Origin of the sequence: Streptomyces sp. NPDC015171 (genome assembly GCF_043079545.1) — a bacterium.
Taxonomy (GTDB): Bacteria; Actinomycetota; Actinomycetes; order Streptomycetales; family Streptomycetaceae; genus Streptomyces.
In genome coordinates this window covers 36,367-55,869 of record NZ_JBIBUO010000028.1, presented here as the reverse complement: position 1 = coordinate 55,869, position 19,503 = coordinate 36,367, and the positions used below count along the sequence as shown (strand labels likewise).

Sequence of the window (19,503 nt, the reverse complement as noted above, 5' to 3'; positions counted from 1 at the left end):
CACGACGGTGCTCTTCACGACGGTGCTCGACCGCGTTCCCGGAGGCGTCAGTTGACCTTGCGGGCAGAGTCGCCCCAGAAGCGGTCGCGCAGTTCGCGGCGGAGGATCTTGCCGCTGGGGTTGCGCGGCACATGGCCGAGGAACTCGTAGGCCGAGGGCAGTTTGAAGGCGGCGAGCCGCGGGACCAGGAAGGTGTGCAGGTCCCGCGGGGTCGGTTCGGCCCCGGCGACAGGGACGACGAACGCGTGGACCCGTTCGCCCCAGCGCTCGTCGGGGGCTCCGACGATCACCGCCTCGGCCACGCCCGGATGGCTCTCCAGGACGTTCTCGATCTCGGCCGGGTAGACGTTCTCGCCGGCGACGAGAACGGCGTCCTTGATCCGGTCCCGGACGAAGAGGTAGCCGTCCTGGTCGATGTACCCGGCGTCGCCGGTGTGGATCCAGCCGTCGACCAGGGTCTCGGCGGTCCTGTCGGGCAGTCCCCAGTACTCCGCCATCCGCGCCGGGGTGTGCAGACACACCTCGCCGATCTCGCCCGACGGCAGTTCCCGGCCCTCGTCGTCGATCACCTTGGCGCGGACACCCGGGTACGGGCGGCCCGCGGCCTGCATGCGCGGGCCGCCGGGGAGATGGTCGCCCGGGGGGAGGCACACCGCGGTGTTGCCCGTCTCGGTGAGCCCGTAGATCTGCGCGAACTCGCAGTCCAGTACGGCGATGCTCTCCTCCAGCAGGCTCTCGGAGATCGGCGAGCCCCCGTAGACGGTCTTGCGGAGTGTGGTGAAGTCCTGGGCGCCGACCCCCGGTTCGGCGAGCATCATGCGGAGCATGGCGGGGACCACGCAGGCGGTGGTGACGCCGAGGTCGCGGATCAGCTCGACGGCCCGGCGGGCGGCGAAGGCGCGCATCGCCACGATCGTCGTCCCCGCGTTGAGGTTCTGGGTGGCCCACCACAGGCCGCCGATGTGGAAGCCGGGGATGCCGACGAGGGCGATGTCGCCCTCCCGCCAGTCGATCCAGTCGAGCCCCTCGCTCGCCAGTGCCTCCCGGATGGCGAAGAAGCTGCGGTGCGCCAGCACGACGCCCTTGGGGAGGCCGGTGGTGCCGCTGGTGTAGAGCTGGGCGACGGGGGTGTCGGCGGTGGCGTCCGTCGTCGTCCCGGAATCCGGGTGCCCGGCCTTCCAGCGCCCGAAGTCCGGGCCGAGGGGTACGACCGTCTGGGGCGGCGCCGTCGGCATCCGCGCGACGACGGGCGCGAACTCGTCCTCCAGGAAGAGGAGCCGGGTGCCGGAGTCCTGGAGGATGTGGCTCACCTCGGGTGCGGTGAGCCGCCAGTTGACGGGCACCAGCACGGTGCCGCTCTTGGCGCAGCCGAAGAGGATCTCGTAGTAGTGCTCGGACTCCTTGCCCAGGTACGCCACCCGGTCGCCCTCGGTGAGTCCGGCGGCCCGGATCGCGTGGGCGACGCGGTTGCTCTCGCGGTGCAGTTCGCCGTACGTCAGGCTGCGGCCCTCGCAGAGCACGGCCGGGGTGTCGGGCCGGCGCTCGGCGTGGAAGCGGGTGGTCTGGACGAGCGTCTCCATGGCGGTCCCTTCGATGGCTCAGCTGACGTTGACGAACGCGAGGGTCGCCTCGCCGTCGCACCGGCCGCCGTCGGCGTCCCAGTAGCGGTAGGCGGTCTCGGCGTGCAGGAACGGCTTGCCGCCGGCCGGCTCACGCCGGGTGACGGACCGGAAGGCCAGCTCCCCCGAGAAGGAGCGGGGGTCGACGGGACGCCGGAAGGTGCCCGCGAAACGGGTGAGGAGGATGTCCGGGAGCTGGTGGTGCCAGAAGTCGTCCAGGGTCCAGTCCCGGAGGGCGGGGAGGAGCCCCTCCCGCACGGACTTGGCGACCAGGTAGTACATCATCTGGTTGTAGGCGATGTTGGCCTCGACCGAGTTCAGGTGGCCGGTGTCGTCGATGTAGCAGGACTCCGCGATCGCGAACGCGCAGCGGACCGAGGTGTGTTCGGGGCCGGCGAGGACCTCGGCGGACTTCAGGTACTTGCAGTGCTCCTTGTACGGCACCAGGACGCGCGCGAGCAGGCCGGCGTCGGTGGCGTACGAGCGGTCGGCGGCGGGTGCGGTCACGGCACGCGGATCCCGTCGTGCAGCTTGCGCTCGTCGTGCACGGTCACCCGGTAGGACACGGTCGGCTCGGGGGCGGCCGTGTGCCGGGCGCGGTGGATGAGGCTGCGGTTGTCCCAGATCAGCAGGTCGCCCTGCTCGAAGCCCTGCAGGTGGATGTTGTCGTGCTCGAAGGTGTCGTCGAGCTGGCCGGTGGCCTCGAAGAGGCGCTTGAGCAGGTCCTCGTCGAGCGGCTCGCCGTCCGCGTCCTCGATGCCGACGGTGAATCCCTCGCTGATGTACAGGATCGTTTCGCCGGTGAGGGGGTGGACGAAGGTGGTGGGCTGCCGGACGGCCGGGGTCTTGCGCTCGACCTCCTCGATGATCTCGGAGAGGGGGCGGTAGACGTCGTGCGGGCGGATCTTGAAGTACTTGCGGACCGAGTGACGGCAGTGCGTGCCGGCGATCTCCTTCTTCAGGTCCTGGGGGAGCCGCTCGTGGGCCCGGCCCATGTCGATGAAGTAGGTACCGCGGTTCTCCCGGGGGATGACCTGGGGGTAGATCAGCGTGATGCCGAAGGGATCGGGCATGAACTGGTAGTCGGCGTGCCAGAACTTGCCCGTCTTGGGCACGCCTATCTGCCGGCCGTTCTCCGGGACGTTGGAGGAGACGAAGACCTCCTTGATCTCGGGGTGGTGGTACATCGGCTCGTAGTAGGTCTCGGGCCGTCCGAGACGCCTGCCGAGGTCGAGGAACTGCCGCGGGGACAGGCTCTGCCCCTTCAGGACGGCGATCTTCATGGCGTAGACGGCCCGCTTGAGCGTCTCGATGTCCGCTTCGGAGGCGGTGGCGTGGTCGAAGCCCTCGACGGTAACGCCGAGGACCGAGCCGGGCTGGTCGGTGATCTTCATGGGTGTCTTCCTTCGGGGCGGGTCGGCCGTGGGAGGTCAGCGGGACTTCTTGGCGTCGATCAGTGCCGCGGTGCCGCCGAGGGTGAGGGTGGGCGGCAGTTCGCTGTCGTGCACCGGGACGCCGAGGTCACGCTCGATGCGGATGCTGATCTCGACCATCGTGAGCGAGTCGACGTCCAGTTCGGCGTAGGTGGCCTCGGGGGTGAGGCGGTCGGCCGGGGCGTCGTGCACCTTCGCGAGGATCGCGGTCAACTGGTCGTAGGTGGTGGTGCTCATGAGGCGGTCTCGTCTCCTCGGTCGTGCGGGTCGGCGGGTACGGGAGGCAGTTCGGGCCAGGTCAGCAGGCAGGAGCCCCAGGTGAGGCCGCCGCCGAAGGCGGTGAGCAGGAGCCGGTCGCCGGGGCGGAGCCGCTGGCGGGCGACCGCGTCGGCCAGGGCGAGCGGGATGGAGGCGGCACCGGTGTTGCCGACGGAGCCGAGGTTGGCGACGCAGCGGTCCCTGGGCAGTCCGAGGTCGTCGGCGACCGAGTGCAGGATGCGCAGGTTGGCCTGGTGGGGCACGAAGTGGTCGACCTCGTCGGTCTGCCGGCCCGCCATGGCCAGGGAGGCGCGCGCGGACTCGGCCATACGGGTGACCGCGTGCCGGTAGACCTCGTTGCCGCGCATCGCGAAGTGCCGGTCGCGCAGCGGTGCTTCGCCGCCGGCCGAGCGCTGACGTGAGCCGCCGGCGGTGACCGTGATCAGGTCCTCGTGCGCGCCGTCGCTGCCGAGGGCGAAGTGGCCGACCGCGCCGGGGTCGCCGGCCCGTCCGGCGCGCAGGACCACGGCTCCCGCGCCGTCACCGAAGATGATCGCGTTGGCGCGGTCCAGGGGGTCCACGATCGTGGAGTAGGTGTCCGCGCCGATGAGCAGGACCCGTTCGGCGACGCCCGACGTGATCAGGCCGGCCGCGGTGGCGAGGCCGTACACGAAGCCCGTGCACACCGCTCCGACGTCGAAGGCCGCGGTCCCGGCCAGGCCCAGCCGCGCGGCCACGGCGGGCGCGGTGGCGGGGCAGGGGCGGTCCGGTGTGGTCGTGGTGACGATCACCGCGTCGACGGAGCCTGCCCCGGCGTGGCGCAGGGCACGGCGTCCGGCCGCCACGGCCAGGTCCGAGGTCGCCTGGCCGGGCTCGATGACATGGCGGCTGCGGATTCCGGTGCGGGTGCGGATCCAGGCGTCGTCGGTGTCGAGCCGCTCGGCCAGCTCGTCGTTGGTGACCACGCGGGGCGGCACCCATCCGGCCAGGCCGCAGAGCACGGCGGCCGGCGGGCCGGGAGCGTTGTCGGGCACGGCTGTTCTCCAGGTGAGGCAGGTTCCGGGGGCACCCGGAAGGGACGGGACGGGAAGTGCGGGGGTGTTCTAGGGGCTCGCGGCCGTCCTGCGCACGGCGAGGGCCAGCGGGACGCCGCAGGCGATTCCGGCCGCTGCCGCGAACACGGCGGCCCTGATGCCGGCCAGCGCGGTGCCGTCCGCCGGGTGCGGGCCGGCCGCGCCGGCCAGCGCCACCAGGACCGCGAGGCCCACCGCGCCGCCGACCTGGAGGCTGGTGGAGGCGAGGCCCGACGCCACGCCCTGGTCGCCGGGCGCGACTCCGGCGGCGGCGGTGATCCACATGCCGGTCCAGGCGGCACCCTGCCCCAGGCCGAGCAGCACGATGCCGGGCAGCAGCAGGGGGTACGAGCCGTGCTCGGTGAGCGCGAGGCCGAGGGCGGCGGCTCCGGCCGCGCCGAGCGCCATGCCGCCGACCAGCATCCGGCGTACGCCGACCACGGCGACGGCCCGCTCCCCCAGCTGGGTGCCGGCGGCGACCACCAGGGCCGGGACGAGGAAGGCGAGGCCGGTCGCGAAGGCGCTGTAGCCGCGTACGTTCTGGAAGTAGAGGGTGAGGAAGTACGGGAGCGAGCTGAAGGTGGCGCTGTAGACAGCGGTCACCGCCATCGCGATGACCAGTCCGCGGTGTCCGAACAGCCGGGCCGGCACCAGCGGTTCACGCGAACGCGTCTCGACCAGGGCGAAGAGCGCCAGCAGGGCCGGTGACAGCACCGCGCTCACCAGGACGGACGGGCTGCTCCAGCCGGCCCCGGGCGCGTGGACCAGCAGGAACACCAGGAGGGTGACGCCTGCGGTCCCGGTCAGCGCCCCCGTCACGTCGAATCCCCGTGCTCCGGTCCGCGGGGCGTCCGCGGGAAACAGCACCCGGCCCGCCCAGGCGATCGCCGCCGCCACGGGGACGTTGACCAAGAACACCGACGGCCAGCCGAACGCCTCCACCAGCACCCCGCCGAGCAGGGAGCCGAAGCAGAGGCCGCCGGCCCCCGCGGCTCCCCACACCGCCAGCGCCCGGTTCCTGGCCGGTCCTTCGGCGTAGAGCGTGTTGATCAGGGACAAGGTGGCCGGGAACAGCAGGGATCCGCCGAGGCCCTGGACCGCCCGCACGGCGACCAGCGTCCCCGGGGTCCCGGCGAACCCTCCCGCCAGTGAGGAACCCGCGTAGACCAGCGCCGCGGCGACGAACGTCCGGCGCCGGCCCAGCAGATCGGCGACCCGGCCGCCCAGCAGCAGGAAGCCGCCCGTCGTCACGACGTAGGCGCTCACCACCCACTGCAGGTCGTGCTCCGCGAAGCCGAGGCCCGCGCCGATGTCGGGGAGCGCCACGTAGACGATGTTGTAGTCGAGAGCGATGACCAGCTGAGCCAGCGCCAGGACGAGCAGGGGCAGTCGTGCCGACATCGCCCGGTCCCCCTCACCAGCAGAAAGAAAATAGAAAACGAGACGAATTCCGAATCCGTCGATCATTTTCGGTCACGATAGCACCCCGAAGAGAACTTGAGAATGGCCGTCCCGCGCACTTCCTTTGGGCCGGATATTCACTTTTCCAGGCAGCACTGATAACCGACAGTGCGAAACTGCCGGTTCATTTCACAGGAGTTTCAGGCGGTCAGCCGTCTCCCATCAGTCGCCTGATCTCCGAGATGAGTACGACCAGTGCCCGGCGTTCCGCGACGGTCGTCTCCGGGTGCCAGAGGTCCACGAGCAGGCAGGTGCGCGGCCGTTCGCCGCCGTTGTGCGCCGCATGCTCGAAGGAGTAGTCGAAGAGCAGGCAGCGGCCCTCCTGCCAGGAACGGGTCTCACCGGCGACGGTGATGCCGCACCCGTCGGGGATGTCCACGGCGAGATGCAGGTTGATACTGAAGTTCCACAGGTCGCAATGCGGGGCGATGGACGCGCCGGGAAGCAGCGTGGAGAAGTGGCATTCCAGGAGAGGGCATATCGTCTCCGTTTCCACGGCGAACTCCCGAAGCACCTTGTAGGCGGTGGGGACGGTCGCGGCGGATTCCTCGACCAATACCCCGTCCCGGTAAAGGTAGAGAGCCTGCCAGTCCTGCTGCCTGGTCAGATAGTGCTCATAGTCGGAGAACGCCTCCCGGCGCTCCGTCCAGGCCGATTCCAGCTCGTTCTTGATGGCCGGATGAGCGGATTCCAGTGCCGCGACGACGGGGGCCAGTTCCGGATAGGCGTAGGGCTCGTGCCACGGGGTGGGGGACAGGCCCGGCAGGATCCACTTGGCGCCCTTCTGGAGCGGATGCCGCGGCCCGCCCCCGCCGGGTGCCAGCATCCGTTCCACCCTGCTGAGGGATCCGGCGCCGTGTTCGCTTCTGATCGCCGCGAACGCGTTCTCCATCTCCGGTGTCATGAGTCCCTCCTGACCGATGCCGCGACCGTGTGTCGTGCCGCGCCGTCGCACCAGTAGTCGGACGGGCGGCCGGACGAGTTCCCGCGACTTCCGGTCAAGGCCGCCCTCTTGGAGGCGAATCGATGCCTCCGTTCACCGCGCGGGGCCGGGCAGGCGTCGGGCGGGGCCCCTGCCTGCCGGACGGCCGGGCCCCGGGAGAGCCGCTGCCGAGCGCGGTGTGATCGCCATCTGGTCTGTCCCACGTCTCAGTAGTCGTACGCCCGCGCCCACGAGTTCCCGCCCGTCGCGGCGACCGGACCGGGAACTCGCGACCGCGCATCCCCGACTACTACTGCGTGACCTGGAACACACGACGTATCGCCGCCTCGTTCAGACGCCCGGCCGGTCCGGTCCTGGCTCCCCTCGCCGCGTGCGCCGGAGCGCTGGCACTGCTCGTCGTCTACGCGGAGAGCGGCGCGGCCGGCGGTGCGCCGCCGCGGATCAGCGTGGTGGACGCGCGACTCGTCGCTCCGCCCGGAGCCGCCTCCGCCATCGCCTACTTCGAGATCCGCAACGGCGGTGCCGCCGGCGACACCCTCCTCCACGCCGACTCCCCAGCGGCGGGCATCAGCATGATCCGCACCACCGGACCCGGACGGACCGAACGGGTCCGGTCCGTCCGGGTGCCGGCCGGCGGCCGGGTGCGCATGGCTCCGGGCGGACTCGGCGTCGTGATCCTGGATCCGCCGGCCCTGGCCCCCGGGGCCGTGGTCGACTACAACCTCTGGTTCCGGTACGCGGGCAGGGTGTCCGTGCGGACGCCGGTGGTGGCGAGCCCGCGGTGACGGGCGCCGGCGCCGCCTCCCCCGTCGCTGCGGAGCCGGGCGCCGGCACCGTCGCCCTCAGGCCACCGCGGCGCCCTGGGCGGACGTACGGCGGTCGGCGTCGCGCGCGTCCGCCCGCGGGCCGCTTCCGTCGGCCTCGACGAGCAGCCCCAGGAGGGTCATCCGGGCGCGGGCCACACGGGAACGGACCGTGCCGATCGGGCAGCCGGACAGCCGGGCCGCCTCCTCGTACGACACTCCCACCACCTGCGTCAGGACGAACGCCGCACGGCGTTCCTCAGGCAGTGCTTCCAGCAGGTCGAGCAGCGCGACGCCGTCGTCGAAGCCCGGCAGGCCGCGCGGCTGGGCGCACTCGACGGCCAGCTGCCAGTCCTGGGTGTCCGCCGTCCGGGGCCGTACGGCGGCGCGGCGGAAGCTGTCGATCACCGCGCAGCGGGCGATGGACAGCAGCCAGGTGCGGGCCGAGGCGCGTCCCTCGAACCGGTGCAGGCTGTCGAGTGCGCGCACGAAGGTGTCCTGGGCCAGGTCGTCGACGTTCTGCGGATCCGCTCCCAGGTGGGCGACGTAGCTGAGCACGTCGGCGTGCAGGGCGCGCACGAAGCGTTCGGCCGCGTCCGGGTCGCCGCTCCCGGCGGCCAGTGCCCAGGCGGTCGCCGCCTCGTCCGCCGCGGCTCTCTGCGTGCGCGGAGCGTGCAGGACAGAAGTGATCACGAGGTGTCCTTCTCAGGTCATCCGGAGCCCGGCCCATGGCGGGGCCGCAGCTCTCCGGCGAGTGGGGTGCAGCCGTACTGCTGGTACGGCGGTGCCCGGGGCTCGCGCAGGCTCGCGTCGGTGGGACGGCGCGCTCAGATCGCGCTGGAACCGCTCACGACACGGCTGGTGAAGTCTCCTCAGGACGGGTCAGGACGCCTGTCGGAACAGGAGGCCTGCCGAGAGTAGGGAGAAGAGGGAAAGGTGAGCCCCGGTGGATCCGGCTGTCTCAGGCGACAGCGGTACCCACGGGCGGCCCCCGGGAGACGATCGTGTAGCAGAGAAGGAGCCGTGCCAGGGTCCGGCGACCGGAGTCGCGGCCCCTGCGCACGGGTACCCGGCGCGTCGGCACGGGCAGGGCCAGCAGCATCCGCAGGGGTGCCACCAGCCGGGCGGCCATGGCCCGCAGGATGCGGAAGACCGCGCGTTCGCCGTACGCGAGCCAGAGGCCGCACAGGACCGCGGCGAGCAGGTGGGCGGCGAACATGCCGAACGCGGCGCCGCCGCCTCCCATGCTGTGCGCACCGTGCGGGCCGGCCCCCAGGTGCGCCATGGAGCCCGCCCCCATATGGCCCATGCTGGACATGTCCATCGTGTCCACAGGGATGGAGCCCATAGGCATGGCGCCCATGTCCCGGGCCGGGCCGGACGGGTGCGGCTGTGCCAGGGAGAAGACCTCGTGGAGCACCGCCTGGGCCGCGACCACGACGGCGACGATCAGTGCGGCTCCGCGCTCACGGCCGGCCAGGCACCAGCCGGCGGCGCCCGTACCGGCGGCGCCGGCCGCCATGGCCCACCAGGGCACCGGGACACCGGACATCAGCACGTGGCCGAGGGCGGCGAGCAGTACGCAGGCGGCGGCGAACACACCGGCCCGCAGCGTGCGGCACCACCCACTGACAGTCATGACGCGCCCATCTTCGCACCCGGGGTCCGATCGTTGTCAGGGGGTACGTACGGACACCTGCCCCCGGACTCAGCCAGAGCAGGGTGACACACGCCACACCCATCGTGGGGGAACTCGACACGCCTCGGCGGCGACTTCCCCCACGCGACCACCTGGCGGCCGGTCCCCGCCACGCACACCAACCGCTCTCAGAAAGCGACCGTTCCGGGCCGGACCACGACGGCGGGCAGCTTCACCCGACCGCTGCGGCTGAACGTCAGCGTGAAGGAGACCAGGTCTCCCGCACGCCACTCGCCGGCCGGGGCCGTCACCGTCAGGTCCACCCCGTGCGGCGACATGGCGAGGCTCTCGCCCGCCCGTATCTCGACCGACCCGACCGGGGCGCGGTAGGCCGCCGTGCCGCCCCTCATACGGGGGCGGGCCAGACCCACCCCGCCGGGAGCGTCGGGCGAGGTGACGCCCACGAGGCGGTCGGCCGAGCCGCCCTCGTTGGTGATGCGGAAGAACGCCGCCGTCTCGGCGGACCCGGCTATGGGGAGGAGGACGCGTCCCTCGGTGACGGTGACCCGGGGCGGACTGCCCGCGTTGCCGGTACCGACCCAGGTGGTCAGGCCGGCCAGGGCCAGACTGGACGCGGCGACGGGTACGAGGACGGCGAGGAGGGTGTCGGCCAGGCGCCGGCGGTCCGTGGACCGGGCCGGCAGGCGGGGGCGGAATCCGTTCACCGGTGACCGGCCCTCCCCTGGCGTCGCCCGCGCACCGGGGCCGGCGACGGCTGCCAGGCGCGCAGCCGCAGGCTGTTGCCCACCACCAGCACGGAGCTGGCCGACATGGCGGCTGCCGCCACCATGGGGTTGAGCAGACCGACCATGGCGAGCGGCACGGTGACGACGTTGTAGCCGAAGGCCCAGGCCAGGTTGGCCCGGATCGTGCCGAGCGTGCGCCGGGCGAGCCGGACGGCGTCCCCCAGGGCTTCGATGTCCCCGCGCACGAGCGTCAGGTCGGCCGCGCCGATGGCCACGTCCGTGCCGCTGCCCATCGCGATGCCCAGATCGGCGGCGGCGAGCGCGGCGGCGTCGTTCACGCCGTCACCGACGACCGCGACCCTGCCGCCCTCCTCCTGCAACCGCCGGACCAGGGCGGCCTTGTCCTCGGGGGCACAGCGGGCGTGCACCTCGTCGATGCCGAGCGCCTCGGCGACGGCCCCGGCGGGGGCCTCGCGGTCGCCGGTGGCGAGCACCGGGCGGATCCCGAGCCTGCGCAGCCGGTCCACGGCACGGTAGCTGCCGGGCCGGACGACGTCTCCGACCGCGATCAACGCCTCGGCCGCCCCGTCCACCCGCACGAGGACCGGAGTGTGCGCGGCGCTCTCCGCCCGGGCGAGGGCGTCCGCCAGCACCGCCGGCAACGCGCCGTCAGGCGCCAGCACCTCCACCGTACGGCCGTCCACCCGGCCACGGACCCCGCGCCCCGGCGTGGCCGCGAAGCCCCGCACCGGGGGCAGCGGCTCCTCGGCCGCGCAGCGCCGCGCGTGCGCGGTGACGGCCCGTCCGATGGGATGCTCCGAACCCTGTTCCACGGCACCGGCCAGACGGAGGACGACGTCGTGACCCGGGCCGTCCGGGGCGGCGGTGACCTGTGCGACGCTCATGTGGCCGCTGGTCAGCGTGCCCGTCTTGTCGAGGACGACCGTGTCGACGTGCTGGAGCGCCTCCAGCGTCCGCGGACCGCTGACCAGCACGCCCAGCTGGGCCCCGCGGCCGGTGGCGGCCATCAGGGCGGTGGGCGTGGCCAGGCCGAGGGCGCAGGGGCAGGCGACGACGAGTACGGCCACGCACGCGGTGACCGCCGCCTGCGGGTCGGCGCCGGCCCCGAGCCAGAATCCGAGCACGGTGACGGCGACGGTCAGCACGACGGGCACGAACACCCCGGCGACGGCGTCGGCGAGCCGCTGCGCCCGTGCCTTGCCCGCCTGGGCCTCCGTCACCAGCCGGGTGATACGGGCCAGCCGGGTGTCGGCCCCGACCGCCGTGGCACGGACGAGCAGCAGGCCGCCGGCGTTGACGGCACCGCCGACCAGGTCCGAACCGGGCCCCACCTCGACCGGCTCGCTCTCGCCGGTGACCAGCGAGAGGTCCGCGGCGGAACTTCCCTCCACCACCCGGCCGTCGGTGGCGACCCGCTCGCCGGGCCGCACGACGAAGACCTGCCCCACCCGCAGCTGCTCGACGGGGACGGACCGCTCACCGTGCTCGTCCCGTACGCACACCTCCTTGGCCGCCAGGTCCGCCAGCGACCGCAGGGCCGCTCCGGTCCCCCGCCTGGCCCGCGCCTCCAGGAAGCGTCCGGTCAGCACGAACAGCGGGACGGCGACCGCGGCTTCCAGGTACACGTGCGCGGCGCCGTCCGACGCGGACGGCAGCCAACTGAACGCCATCCGCATACCGGGGTCGCCCGCTCCGCCGAGGAACAGCGCGTAGGCCGACCAGGCGAAGGAGGCCACGACACCGAGCGAGACGAGCGTGTCCATGGTGGCCGCCGAGTGGCGCAGGCCGCGTACCGCCCGGGTGTGGAAGGGCCAGGCACTCCACACCGCGACCGGCGCGGCGAGCATGAAGCACAGCCACTGCCAGTTGCGGAACTGCAGGGCCGGCACCATCGACAGGACCAGGACGGGCAGGGCGAGCAGCGCCGTGACGAGGAGCCGCTCGCGTTCGCGCCGGGCCGCCGCCTCGGTCCCGTCCCCGTCCGCCGCCGTCCCCCGGGGGGGCTCGGGCGCGGGAGGTTCGGGCAGCGCCGCCTCGTATCCGGCCCGCTGGACGGCCGCCACGAGGTCGTCCGGCAGGACGCTCGCCGGATGGCTGACCCGGGCGAGGCCGGTGGCCAGGTTGACGGTGGCCGTGACGCCGTCGAGTCCGGCCAGCTTCTTCTCCACCCGCCGCACGCAGGCGGCGCACGTCATCCCGCCGACCGTCAGGTCCGTGACCACCGGCGGCGCCATCGGTTCGGCTTCCATCACTCACCGCCCCCGTGCATCCCGGGCATGTCACCCGTGCCGCCGCCGCCGTCGCCGCCCGGACCGCCACCGGTCCCGGTGCCGTGCATGCCGGGCGCCACCGGGCCGGAGGCGGACCCCACGGCGTAGGAGACGGAGAAGACCAGCACCAGCAGCACCATGAAACCGCAGAGGGCGGGTGGGGGCATCAGCTTGCGGGGGACGAAGCCCGCGAGGCGGGACGGGTGTCGGGGCTCGGCCATCTTCGGCCTTCCTGGTCGCGTCGAACCGTCGTACGGCGGAGAGCTGTCGCAGCCGTACCGGTCTAGGAGTCGGACGGATCGGGGGCCGAGTTCCGCCGCCGGACGATGACGTACGCCACACGGCTGACATGCGCCCACGGCGCCCTCTCCGCGACCGGCCTGACCTGGTCGCGCTTCGCGGGCGGCCACTTCGGTGAGGCCCTGGACGCGTTGCGCGCCGGTACGCCCGGTGTGTCCACCGCCCTGCCCGGCGCCTCCGCCGGCGCGACCGGGGGCCACCACGGTGGCCCGGCGCACTCCCCCGGCGCGGCGGGCGCCGACCCGAAGGCCGTCGACGGCGTCCTCGGCACGGCCCGCCGTGACGGTCTGTCCGGTCCCGTGGAGATCAGCGTGCCGTAGGACGGCGCCACGGCCTGGACCGTTTCGCGGACCCGCGACCAGTGGCCGGTCGGACGGGACAGCGTCGCCGTCGACGCGGCCACCGGCCGGGTGGTCGACCGGTGGACTTCGCCGACTGGCCGGTGCCGGGCAAGCTGACCCGCCGGGGCGTCAACGCGCACGCCGTCGCCGCTGTCGGCTGGGCACTCCCCCTGTTCGGCATACCCCTCGCCGTCTTCCTGGCCGTGGGCGCCGGCGGGCGGCGACGGCGACGGCGGGGGGCTGCCTCCGGTAGCTGGGTTCAGGTCCTGGTCACTGAGGTGTCTCCTCCCGGGACTCCTCCCCGGCGGGCAGGCCCTCCGGGCGGCGGCCCTGCGGCTGCTGGGGCTCGGGGCGCGCGGGAGCGGGCGGTACCCGGCGCTCCACCGGCGCTTCGGCGGTCACGGTCAGGGGCTCCCCGAAGTGGCGCACTTCGAGCGGTTCGCCCTCCACCAGCCGGTAGCGCACCCGGGTCTGCTCGATCTCGACCTTCAGCCGGCGTCCGCGCACCAGCACCGTGAACGCCACCCGGGACAGCGCCTCGGGCAGGCGCGGTGCGAAGCCCAGCACGTCCGGCCGGCCGTCGGCGAGGTGTCGCCGCATACCGCCGAAGCCGGCGATCAGGGCGATCCACGTACCGGCGAGGGAGGCGATGTGCAGACCGTCACGGGTGTTGTGCTCCAGGTCGCCGAGGTCCATGAGCGCGGCCTCGCCGAGGTAGGCGTAGGCCAGGCGCAGATGCCCGGTCTCGGCGGCGAGCACCGCCTGGCAGCACGCCGACAGGGAGGAGTCGCGCACGGTCATCGTCTCGTAGTAGGCGAAGTTGCGTGCCTTCTCCTCATCGGTGAACGCGTACGGGCACTCCATCATCGCCAGCACCACGTCGGCCTGCTTCACCACCTGCTTGCGGTACAGGTCGAAGTAGGGGTAGTGCAGCATGAGCGGGTAGTTCTCGGGCGGTGTCGCCTCGAAGTCCCAGTGCTGGAAGTGCGTGAAGCCGGCCGACTGCTCGTGCACGCCGAGCGTCTCGTTGTAGGGCAGCGCCATCCGTGCCGCCGCGTCCCGCCAGACGGCGGTCTCCTCGTCGTCCACACCGGCTTCGGCGGCCCGGTCCGCATGGCGCGTGCACACGTCCGCCGCGGCCACGAGGTTATGGCGGGCCATCAGGTTCGTGTACAGGTTGTCCCGCGCGATGGCGCTGTACTCGTCGGGTCCGGTGACCCCGTCGATGTGGAAGACGCCCTCCGCGTCGTGGTGGCCGAGGGAACGCCACAGGCGGGCGGTCTCCACGAGGAGGTCGAACCCCTCGCGCCGCTCGAACTCCTCGTCCCCGGTCATCATGACGTACCGGACCGCGGCCGTGGCGATGTCCGCGTTGATGTGGAAGGCGGCCGTCCCGGCCGGCCAGTAGGCGGAGGACTCCGAACCGTCGATCGTCCGCCAGGGGAACACCGCCCCCGACAGACCCAGCTGACGGGCGCGTTCCCGCGCCGCCGGCAGCATCCTGTGCCGCCACCGCAGCGCCGACGCGACGGCCTCCGGAGCGGTGAAGGTCAGTACCGGCAGCACGTAGGACTCGGTGTCCCAGAAGGAGTGCCCGTCGTATCCGGTTCCGGTCAGCCCTTTCGCGGGGATCGCCTGGTTCTCGCCGCGGGCGGCGGCCTGGAGCACGTGGAAGAGGGCGAACCGTACGGCCTGCTGGATCTGCGCGTCCCCGTCCACCTCCACGTCCGCTCCGGCCCAGAACCGGTCCAGGTAGTCCCGCTGTCCGGCCACGAGACCGTCCCAGCCGGTGCTGACCGCGGCCGCCACCGCCGCGTCCACCTGGTCGTGCACGGCCGGCAGCGAACGCTCACCCGACCAGCCGTAGGCCACGAACTTCACCAGCCGCAGCGGCTGTCCGGGCGCCAGGTCGGCGGTCACCGTCAGCCGGCTGACGTCGGGCTCGCTCTGCGCGGTCCAGCGGGTGCTGTCCGGGCCCTCGACGAGATGGTCGGCCGCCGCTCCCACCCGCAGCCCGCTGCGGTCGGTGCGGTGCACGAGCCGCAGCCTGGTCTCCTGCGCGAAGCTCTCCTCCGCCCTCAGCGGGGACTCGGTCGCCGCGGCGACGCGCGGGTCGCCTTGGAAGCGGGGCAGTTGTTCGTTGGCGACGAGTTCGGACTGCACCGCCACCGTGGCCGGTCCGTCGACCGGCTCGACCTCGTACACCACGGCGGCCACCGCCCGCTGGGTGAACGACACCAGCCGCCGCGAGGTGATCCGGACCGTCCGGCCACCGGGCGAGGTCCACCGCGCGGTGCGGCTGAGCACACCGGTACGGAAGTCCAGCACCCGCTCGTGTGCCAGCAGCCGGCCGTACCGCAGATCGCAGGGGTGATCGTCGACCAGGAGACGGATGATCTTGCCGTCGGTGACGTTGATCATGGTCTGGCCGGACTCGGGATATCCGTAGCCCGCTTCCGCGTAGGGCAGCGGATGCAGCTCGTGCACGCCGTTGAGGTAGGCGCCTGGCAGCCCGTGGGGCTCTCCCTCGTCGAGGTTGCCCCGCCATCCGATGTGCCCGTTGGACAGCGCGAACACCGATTCGCACTGGGCGAGCACGTCCAGGTTCAGCTCGGTCTCGCGCAGGCACCACGGTTCGACCGTGAAGCTGGGATGGGTGATCACCGTGACTCCAGGAGTTCGGCCAGATCGCGGACCACCACGTCCGCTCCGTGCGCTCGCAACTGCTCCGCCTGGCCGACCCTGTCGACCCCCACGACCACGCCGAACCGCCCGGCCCGCCCCGCCTCGACACCGGCAAGGGCGTCTTCGAACACGGCGCCCCGCGCGGGCTCCACGCCCAGCGCCCTGGCCGCCTCCAGGTAGGTGTCCGGAGCGGGCTTGCCCCGCAGCCGGCGTTCGCGCGCCACCACCCCGTCGATCCGCTCGTCGAACAGGTCCTCGATGCCGGCGGCGGCCAGCACGTCCCGGCAGTTGGCGCTGGACGACACCACCGCGCAGCGCAGGCCGGCGTCCCGCACCGCGTGGACGAAGCGGACCGAGCCCTCGTACGGTTCCACCCCGTCCTCGCGGATCCGCTCCAGCACCAGGTCGTTCTTGCGGGTGCCGAGTCCGTTCACGGTCTCCGCCTCCGGCGGGTCGTCCGGCGATCCCTCGGGCAGGCGCACACCGCGTGCGGCGAGGAACGTGCGCACCCCGTCCTCACGGGGCCGGCCGTCCACGTACGCGTCGTAGTCGTCGACCGCGTCGAAGGGGACGAAGTCGGTGCCCTCGCGTGCCGCGCGTTCGCGGAGATAGCCGTCGAACATCTCCTTCCAGGCGGCCGCGTGCACCTTGGCGGTCCGGGTGAGCACCCCGTCGAGGTCGAACAGGCAGGCGCGGACGTCAGCAGGCAGCCCAAGCATGGTGCCGAGGCTAGGCGGCGCCGGCGGCAGGCGACCGCGGGGCACGGCCCGGCACGCCGGAACACACCCGCTCGGTCGAGAGCCGCGAACGCCCTGTGCGCCACCCGGCCGAAGGCGACCCCGGGGGACGGCAGGAACACGCGGCGTACGCCGGGTCCGCGCCGGGGCCGGGGCTCAGTCGAAGCGCAGGTCGGAGAGCTGCCGTTCGAGCGCGGTGTCGTCGTCGCCGCGGGTCTCCGCCGCCGGGCGGCCGGCCATGAGGGCGGCCAGCTCGGCGCCCGCCCGCGGTCCGGGCGGACCGACGGCGGACCGGTGGTGGGTTTCATGCGGATTCTTCCTCGCCTGTCAGATTGTTCACGGGCAGCGGACGCCTGAGCATCCCGAACGGAAGATGACTGAAAAGCGAAATGCGGCGCCGATGGAATTCAGCTATCGGGCACTAAGCACCAGGGAAACGGGAGGGCGAACGGCACACGACGTTAGTGCACGCCAGGTACATGCACCGTGCACTGCTCGCGGCGCGGCCCGGCAGTCCGCCGGCGAAGTGCCGCGACAGCAGGTGCATTTTTGGACATCAGCCGGTGCGCCCATCGGCAACATCCCTGGCAGGACCTGGCGTACGGTCGTCCGGAACCGTACGAGCACTCAGAGCAGGGGGCGGAGTGAAAATCCCTCTTTCCAATTCCGCGGACGCTTTCCCGATCGTTTTCCCCACGGAAGTCCGGATCAGTGTGGCCGGCGAACGGTGGGTACCCCTTCCCGCGGAACTCCGTTACGAGGTGACCGACCCTTATGCCGTGCGTCTGTCCATAGGCGCCCCGCTGGCCTCCTCCGTCGACTGGGTCTTCGCCCGGTCGCTCCTCGCCCGGGGAATCCACCGGCCGGCGGGGATCGGGGACGTGGTGGTCATCCCGCGGCACCGGTGCGATCCGCGGTCGGTCCGCATCCTCCTGAGGACCCGTGCCGGGGCGGCGCTCCTCGCGGTCTCCGCCTACGCGGTCAGGGACTTCCTGCGCCGGTCCGACGCGCTGGTGCCGCCGGGCACCGAGCACCGCCTCATCGATCTGGACCGGCTCGTCCGCCGGCTGGCGCCCGACGGGGAGTGAGCCGGGCGGGTGCGGTGAGGATCCGCCGCGCCGGCACGTCGCGCACAGCGCGAGCGAGAGCGAGAGGGAGAGGGAAGGGCCCGTGTGCCGCCGGCCGCTCTGACCGGCCGCGGCGCCGCGGCCGGTCAGGCATCGTCCCGGCCTTCGGCCCGCGCGCCCCGGCTCCCCGCACCTTGGCCCGGAGCGCCCCGGGCCCGCACACCCTGCCCCCGCACGCCCTCGCTCCGCACGCCTCGGCCCGGTGCGCCTCGTCGGCCCTGAGCGCCTCGGCCCTGAGCGCCTCGGCCCTGTGCGCCTCGGTGCGGTGCCGCCCGTGGGGCCGGGCCGGGGCGGCTGCGGAGCAGTGAGGCGGCGGCGGCCACCAGGGCCATGGTGATGGCCAGGGTGAAGACGACGGTCAGGCCGTCGTGGAAGGGCTGGGAGATCAGACGGGGGAAGAACTCGCGTCCGGTGAGCACCTCGGCGTCGGGGCGGGGCAGCCGGCCGAGGAGGGCCGGGCCGAGCAGTTGCCGGACGGGGTTGTAGCCGAGGAAGGCGGCGAACAGGATGCCGACCGGCGGCAGCACGGCGACGGTGTGGGCGGCCGGCGCGGGAACGTGCCGCGCGGTGAGGCCGGTGCTGAGCGTGTGCGGCAGGGAGCCGGCGAGTCCGGCGACCATCAGGGAGAAGAACAGGCCCATGGACAGGACCGTGCCGGCGTTCTGGAAGGTGGCGCGCATGCCGGAGGCGGCGCCGCGGGCGTCCGCGGGGACGCTGGACATGATGACGGAGGTGTTCGGCGCCGCGAACAGCCCGTTGCCCAGGCCGTTGAGGAAGCACAGGAGGGCGAAGAGGGAGTAGGGGAAGTCGGTGGGCAGGAGCAGGAGCCCGGCGAAGGACACCGCCGTCACGACACAGCCGGCCGCGGCGAACGGCCGGGCGCCGAACCTGTCCGACAGCGCTCCGGACACCGGCCCGGCGGTGAGGAAGCCGACGGTGAGGGGCAGCAGGTAGATGCCCGCCCACAGCGGGGTGTCGGCGTAGTCGTAGCCGTGCAGCGGCAGCCAGATGCCCTGCAGCCAGATGATGAGCATGAACTGCAGGCCGCCCCGGGCGATCGCGCCCAGCAGCGTGGCCGCGCCGGCGCCGGTGAACGCGGCGTCGCGGAACAGCCGCAGCGGGAACATCGGTTCGGCGACCCGGGTCTCGACGACGCAGAAGACGACCAGCAGGAGCATGCCGCCGAGGAGGCCGGTGAGCACCCAGGGGTCGGTCCAGCCCATGGTGTGGCCGCCGTAGGGCTGGATGCCGTAGGTGATGGCGGCCAGCAGGGCGGTGAGGCCGGCGGCGAAGGTGAGGTTGCCCCACCAGTCGATCCGTCCGGGGGTGCGGGTGCCCGTCTCGTGCAGGGACTTGTACGCCCACACCGTGCCGATCAGCCCGATGGGCACGTTGACCCAGAAGATGTAGCGCCAGTCCCACTCCACGAGCACCCCGCCGAGGACCAGTCCGATGAACGTGCCGGCGATACCGGCGACCATGTTCACGCCGAGCGCCATGCCGCGCTGCCGGGCGGGGAAGGCGTCGGTGAGGATGGCGGCCGAGTTGGCCATCAGCATCGCGCCGCCGACGGCCTGCACGATCCGCCATCCGATCAGCCACAGCGCCCCGCCCGCGCCCTGCAGCGGATCCAGGGACAGGATCACCGAGGTGACGGTGAAGACGAGGAACCCCGCGTTGTAGGTGCGGACCCGGCCCCGCATGTCGCCGAGCCGGCCGAGGGTGACGACCAGGACGGCGGTGACGAGGAGGTAGCCCATCAGCATCCACAGCAGGTAGCTGACGTTGCCGGGCCGGAGCGGGTCGAGGTGGATCCCGGTGAAGATCCCGGGCAGGGAGATCAGCACGATCGAGCCGTTGACGCTCGCGATCAGGATGCCGAGCGTGGTGTTGGTCAGCGCCACCCATTTGTAGCGGGGATGGCCGGCGCCGATCCGGGTGCGGCGCGCGCGGGGCGGCCCGGCGGGGGCGGTGCCCGCGGGGCGGGGCGTTCGATCGGTGGCCACCGCCTCTCCTCCCTTCCCTCCTTGCTTCCTGTGGGCGAGCC

General features: G+C 72.8%; 18 protein-coding genes. 3 read left to right on the top strand and 15 right to left on the bottom strand.

All coding sequences use genetic code 11. The annotated features are described in order from the left end of the window. Nucleotides 1-47 precede the first annotated feature (47 nt). From ACF073_RS39165 to ACF073_RS39135, 7 genes are all read right to left on the bottom strand, one after another. Nucleotides 48-1,580, bottom strand: coding sequence for a long-chain-fatty-acid--CoA ligase (locus tag ACF073_RS39165; RefSeq protein ID WP_392076292.1), 1,533 nt, complete (start codon nucleotides 1,578-1,580; stop codon nucleotides 48-50). A gap of 18 nt (nucleotides 1,581-1,598) precedes the next feature. Continuing rightward, a complete protein-coding gene (locus ACF073_RS39160; RefSeq protein WP_392076291.1) occupies nucleotides 1,599-2,126 on the bottom strand; it encodes an FcoT family thioesterase in 528 nt (175 codons plus the stop codon). Next, nucleotides 2,123-3,013, bottom strand: a complete 891-nt coding sequence (locus tag ACF073_RS39155; protein WP_392076290.1) for a TauD/TfdA dioxygenase family protein — start codon at nucleotides 3,011-3,013, stop codon at nucleotides 2,123-2,125. The genes ACF073_RS39160 and ACF073_RS39155 overlap by 4 nt, the downstream gene beginning before the upstream one ends. Before the next feature lie 36 nt (nucleotides 3,014-3,049). Then, nucleotides 3,050-3,289: an acyl carrier protein gene (locus ACF073_RS39150; protein WP_392076289.1), complete on the bottom strand. Its 240-nt coding sequence runs from the start codon at nucleotides 3,287-3,289 to the stop codon at nucleotides 3,050-3,052. Then, entirely contained in the window at nucleotides 3,286-4,344 is a 1,059-nt protein-coding gene (locus ACF073_RS39145) for a beta-ketoacyl-ACP synthase III (protein ID WP_392076288.1), read from the bottom strand. The genes ACF073_RS39150 and ACF073_RS39145 overlap by 4 nt, the downstream gene beginning before the upstream one ends. Nucleotides 4,345-4,413: 69 nt before the next feature. Next, the gene (locus ACF073_RS39140; RefSeq protein WP_392076287.1) at nucleotides 4,414-5,784 is read right to left on the bottom strand and encodes an MFS transporter; all 1,371 of its coding nucleotides are present in this window, start codon (nucleotides 5,782-5,784) and stop codon (nucleotides 4,414-4,416) included. Between the two features lie 208 nt (nucleotides 5,785-5,992). Next, complete coding sequence (locus tag ACF073_RS39135; RefSeq protein WP_392076286.1) at nucleotides 5,993-6,748, bottom strand: aspartyl/asparaginyl beta-hydroxylase domain-containing protein; 756 nt, start codon at nucleotides 6,746-6,748, stop codon at nucleotides 5,993-5,995. Between the two features lie 335 nt (nucleotides 6,749-7,083). Here ACF073_RS39135 and ACF073_RS39130 point away from each other — a divergent pair, with 335 nt between their 5' ends. Beyond that, nucleotides 7,084-7,572 (top strand): copper chaperone PCu(A)C, encoded by a 489-nt coding sequence (locus ACF073_RS39130; RefSeq protein WP_392076285.1) that lies wholly within the window; start codon nucleotides 7,084-7,086, stop codon nucleotides 7,570-7,572. A gap of 57 nt (nucleotides 7,573-7,629) precedes the next feature. On the opposite strand, the gene ACF073_RS39125 is transcribed toward ACF073_RS39130, so the two are convergent. From ACF073_RS39125 to ACF073_RS39105, 5 genes are all read right to left on the bottom strand, one after another. After that, entirely contained in the window at nucleotides 7,630-8,283 is a 654-nt protein-coding gene (locus tag ACF073_RS39125) for a sigma-70 family RNA polymerase sigma factor (protein ID WP_392076284.1), read from the bottom strand. Nucleotides 8,284-8,551: 268 nt separating this feature from the next. Continuing rightward, the gene (locus ACF073_RS39120) at nucleotides 8,552-9,229 is read right to left on the bottom strand and encodes a hypothetical protein (protein WP_392076283.1); all 678 of its coding nucleotides are present in this window, start codon (nucleotides 9,227-9,229) and stop codon (nucleotides 8,552-8,554) included. 188 nt (nucleotides 9,230-9,417) lie between these two features. Continuing rightward, nucleotides 9,418-9,954 (bottom strand): copper chaperone PCu(A)C, encoded by a 537-nt coding sequence (locus tag ACF073_RS39115; RefSeq protein ID WP_392076282.1) that lies wholly within the window; start codon nucleotides 9,952-9,954, stop codon nucleotides 9,418-9,420. Continuing rightward, nucleotides 9,951-12,245 carry a heavy metal translocating P-type ATPase gene (locus ACF073_RS39110; RefSeq protein ID WP_392076281.1) on the bottom strand — a complete coding sequence of 765 codons (2,295 nt, stop codon included), beginning with the start codon at nucleotides 12,243-12,245 and terminating at the stop codon, nucleotides 9,951-9,953. Before ACF073_RS39110 ends, ACF073_RS39115 begins: the two co-directional genes overlap by 4 nt. Then, nucleotides 12,245-12,487 carry a hypothetical protein gene (locus tag ACF073_RS39105; protein ID WP_392076280.1) on the bottom strand — a complete coding sequence of 81 codons (243 nt, stop codon included), beginning with the start codon at nucleotides 12,485-12,487 and terminating at the stop codon, nucleotides 12,245-12,247. Before ACF073_RS39105 ends, ACF073_RS39110 begins: the two co-directional genes overlap by 1 nt. Nucleotides 12,488-12,592: 105 nt before the next feature. On the opposite strand from ACF073_RS39105, the gene ACF073_RS39100 reads away from it, so the two are divergent. Next, the gene (locus ACF073_RS39100; protein ID WP_392076279.1) at nucleotides 12,593-12,886 is read left to right on the top strand and encodes a hypothetical protein; all 294 of its coding nucleotides are present in this window, start codon (nucleotides 12,593-12,595) and stop codon (nucleotides 12,884-12,886) included. 291 nt (nucleotides 12,887-13,177) lie between these two features. Here ACF073_RS39100 and ACF073_RS39095 read toward each other — a convergent pair whose 3' ends face one another. Both ACF073_RS39095 and ACF073_RS39090 read right to left on the bottom strand, forming a co-directional pair. Next, entirely contained in the window at nucleotides 13,178-15,571 is a 2,394-nt protein-coding gene (locus ACF073_RS39095) for a glycoside hydrolase family 65 protein (RefSeq protein ID WP_392076278.1), read from the bottom strand. Continuing rightward, nucleotides 15,568-16,311 (bottom strand): HAD family hydrolase, encoded by a 744-nt coding sequence (locus ACF073_RS39090; protein ID WP_392076277.1) that lies wholly within the window; start codon nucleotides 16,309-16,311, stop codon nucleotides 15,568-15,570. The genes ACF073_RS39095 and ACF073_RS39090 overlap by 4 nt, the downstream gene beginning before the upstream one ends. A gap of 731 nt (nucleotides 16,312-17,042) precedes the next feature. Here ACF073_RS39090 and ACF073_RS39085 point away from each other — a divergent pair. After that, a complete protein-coding gene (locus ACF073_RS39085) occupies nucleotides 17,043-17,417 on the top strand; it encodes an SsgA family sporulation/cell division regulator (protein ID WP_392076276.1) in 375 nt (124 codons plus the stop codon). A 125-nt stretch (nucleotides 17,418-17,542) separates the two neighbouring features. On the opposite strand, the gene ACF073_RS39080 is transcribed toward ACF073_RS39085, so the two are convergent. Continuing rightward, the gene (locus ACF073_RS39080; RefSeq protein ID WP_392076275.1) at nucleotides 17,543-19,462 is read right to left on the bottom strand and encodes an MFS transporter; all 1,920 of its coding nucleotides are present in this window, start codon (nucleotides 19,460-19,462) and stop codon (nucleotides 17,543-17,545) included. Nucleotides 19,463-19,503 lie beyond the last annotated feature (41 nt).

Excerpts from the sequence above, each read along its gene's own strand:
- ACF073_RS39100 (WP_392076279.1), top strand. The coding sequence starts at position 12,593 with ATGACGTACGCCACACGGCTGACATGCGCCCACGGCGCCCTCTCCGCG.
- ACF073_RS39155 (WP_392076290.1), bottom strand. The coding sequence starts at position 3,013 with ATGAAGATCACCGACCAGCCCGGCTCGGTCCTCGGCGTTACCGTCGAG.
- ACF073_RS39165 (WP_392076292.1), bottom strand. The coding sequence starts at position 1,580 with ATGGAGACGCTCGTCCAGACCACCCGCTTCCACGCCGAGCGCCGGCCC.
- ACF073_RS39120 (WP_392076283.1), bottom strand. The coding sequence starts at position 9,229 with ATGACTGTCAGTGGGTGGTGCCGCACGCTGCGGGCCGGTGTGTTCGCC.
- ACF073_RS39090 (WP_392076277.1), bottom strand. The coding sequence starts at position 16,311 with ATGCTTGGGCTGCCTGCTGACGTCCGCGCCTGCCTGTTCGACCTCGAC.
- ACF073_RS39135 (WP_392076286.1), bottom strand. The coding sequence starts at position 6,748 with ATGACACCGGAGATGGAGAACGCGTTCGCGGCGATCAGAAGCGAACAC.
- ACF073_RS39110 (WP_392076281.1), bottom strand. The coding sequence starts at position 12,245 with ATGGAAGCCGAACCGATGGCGCCGCCGGTGGTCACGGACCTGACGGTC.
- ACF073_RS39140 (WP_392076287.1), bottom strand. The coding sequence starts at position 5,784 with ATGTCGGCACGACTGCCCCTGCTCGTCCTGGCGCTGGCTCAGCTGGTC.
- ACF073_RS39150 (WP_392076289.1), bottom strand. The coding sequence starts at position 3,289 with ATGAGCACCACCACCTACGACCAGTTGACCGCGATCCTCGCGAAGGTG.
- ACF073_RS39105 (WP_392076280.1), bottom strand. The coding sequence starts at position 12,487 with ATGGCCGAGCCCCGACACCCGTCCCGCCTCGCGGGCTTCGTCCCCCGC.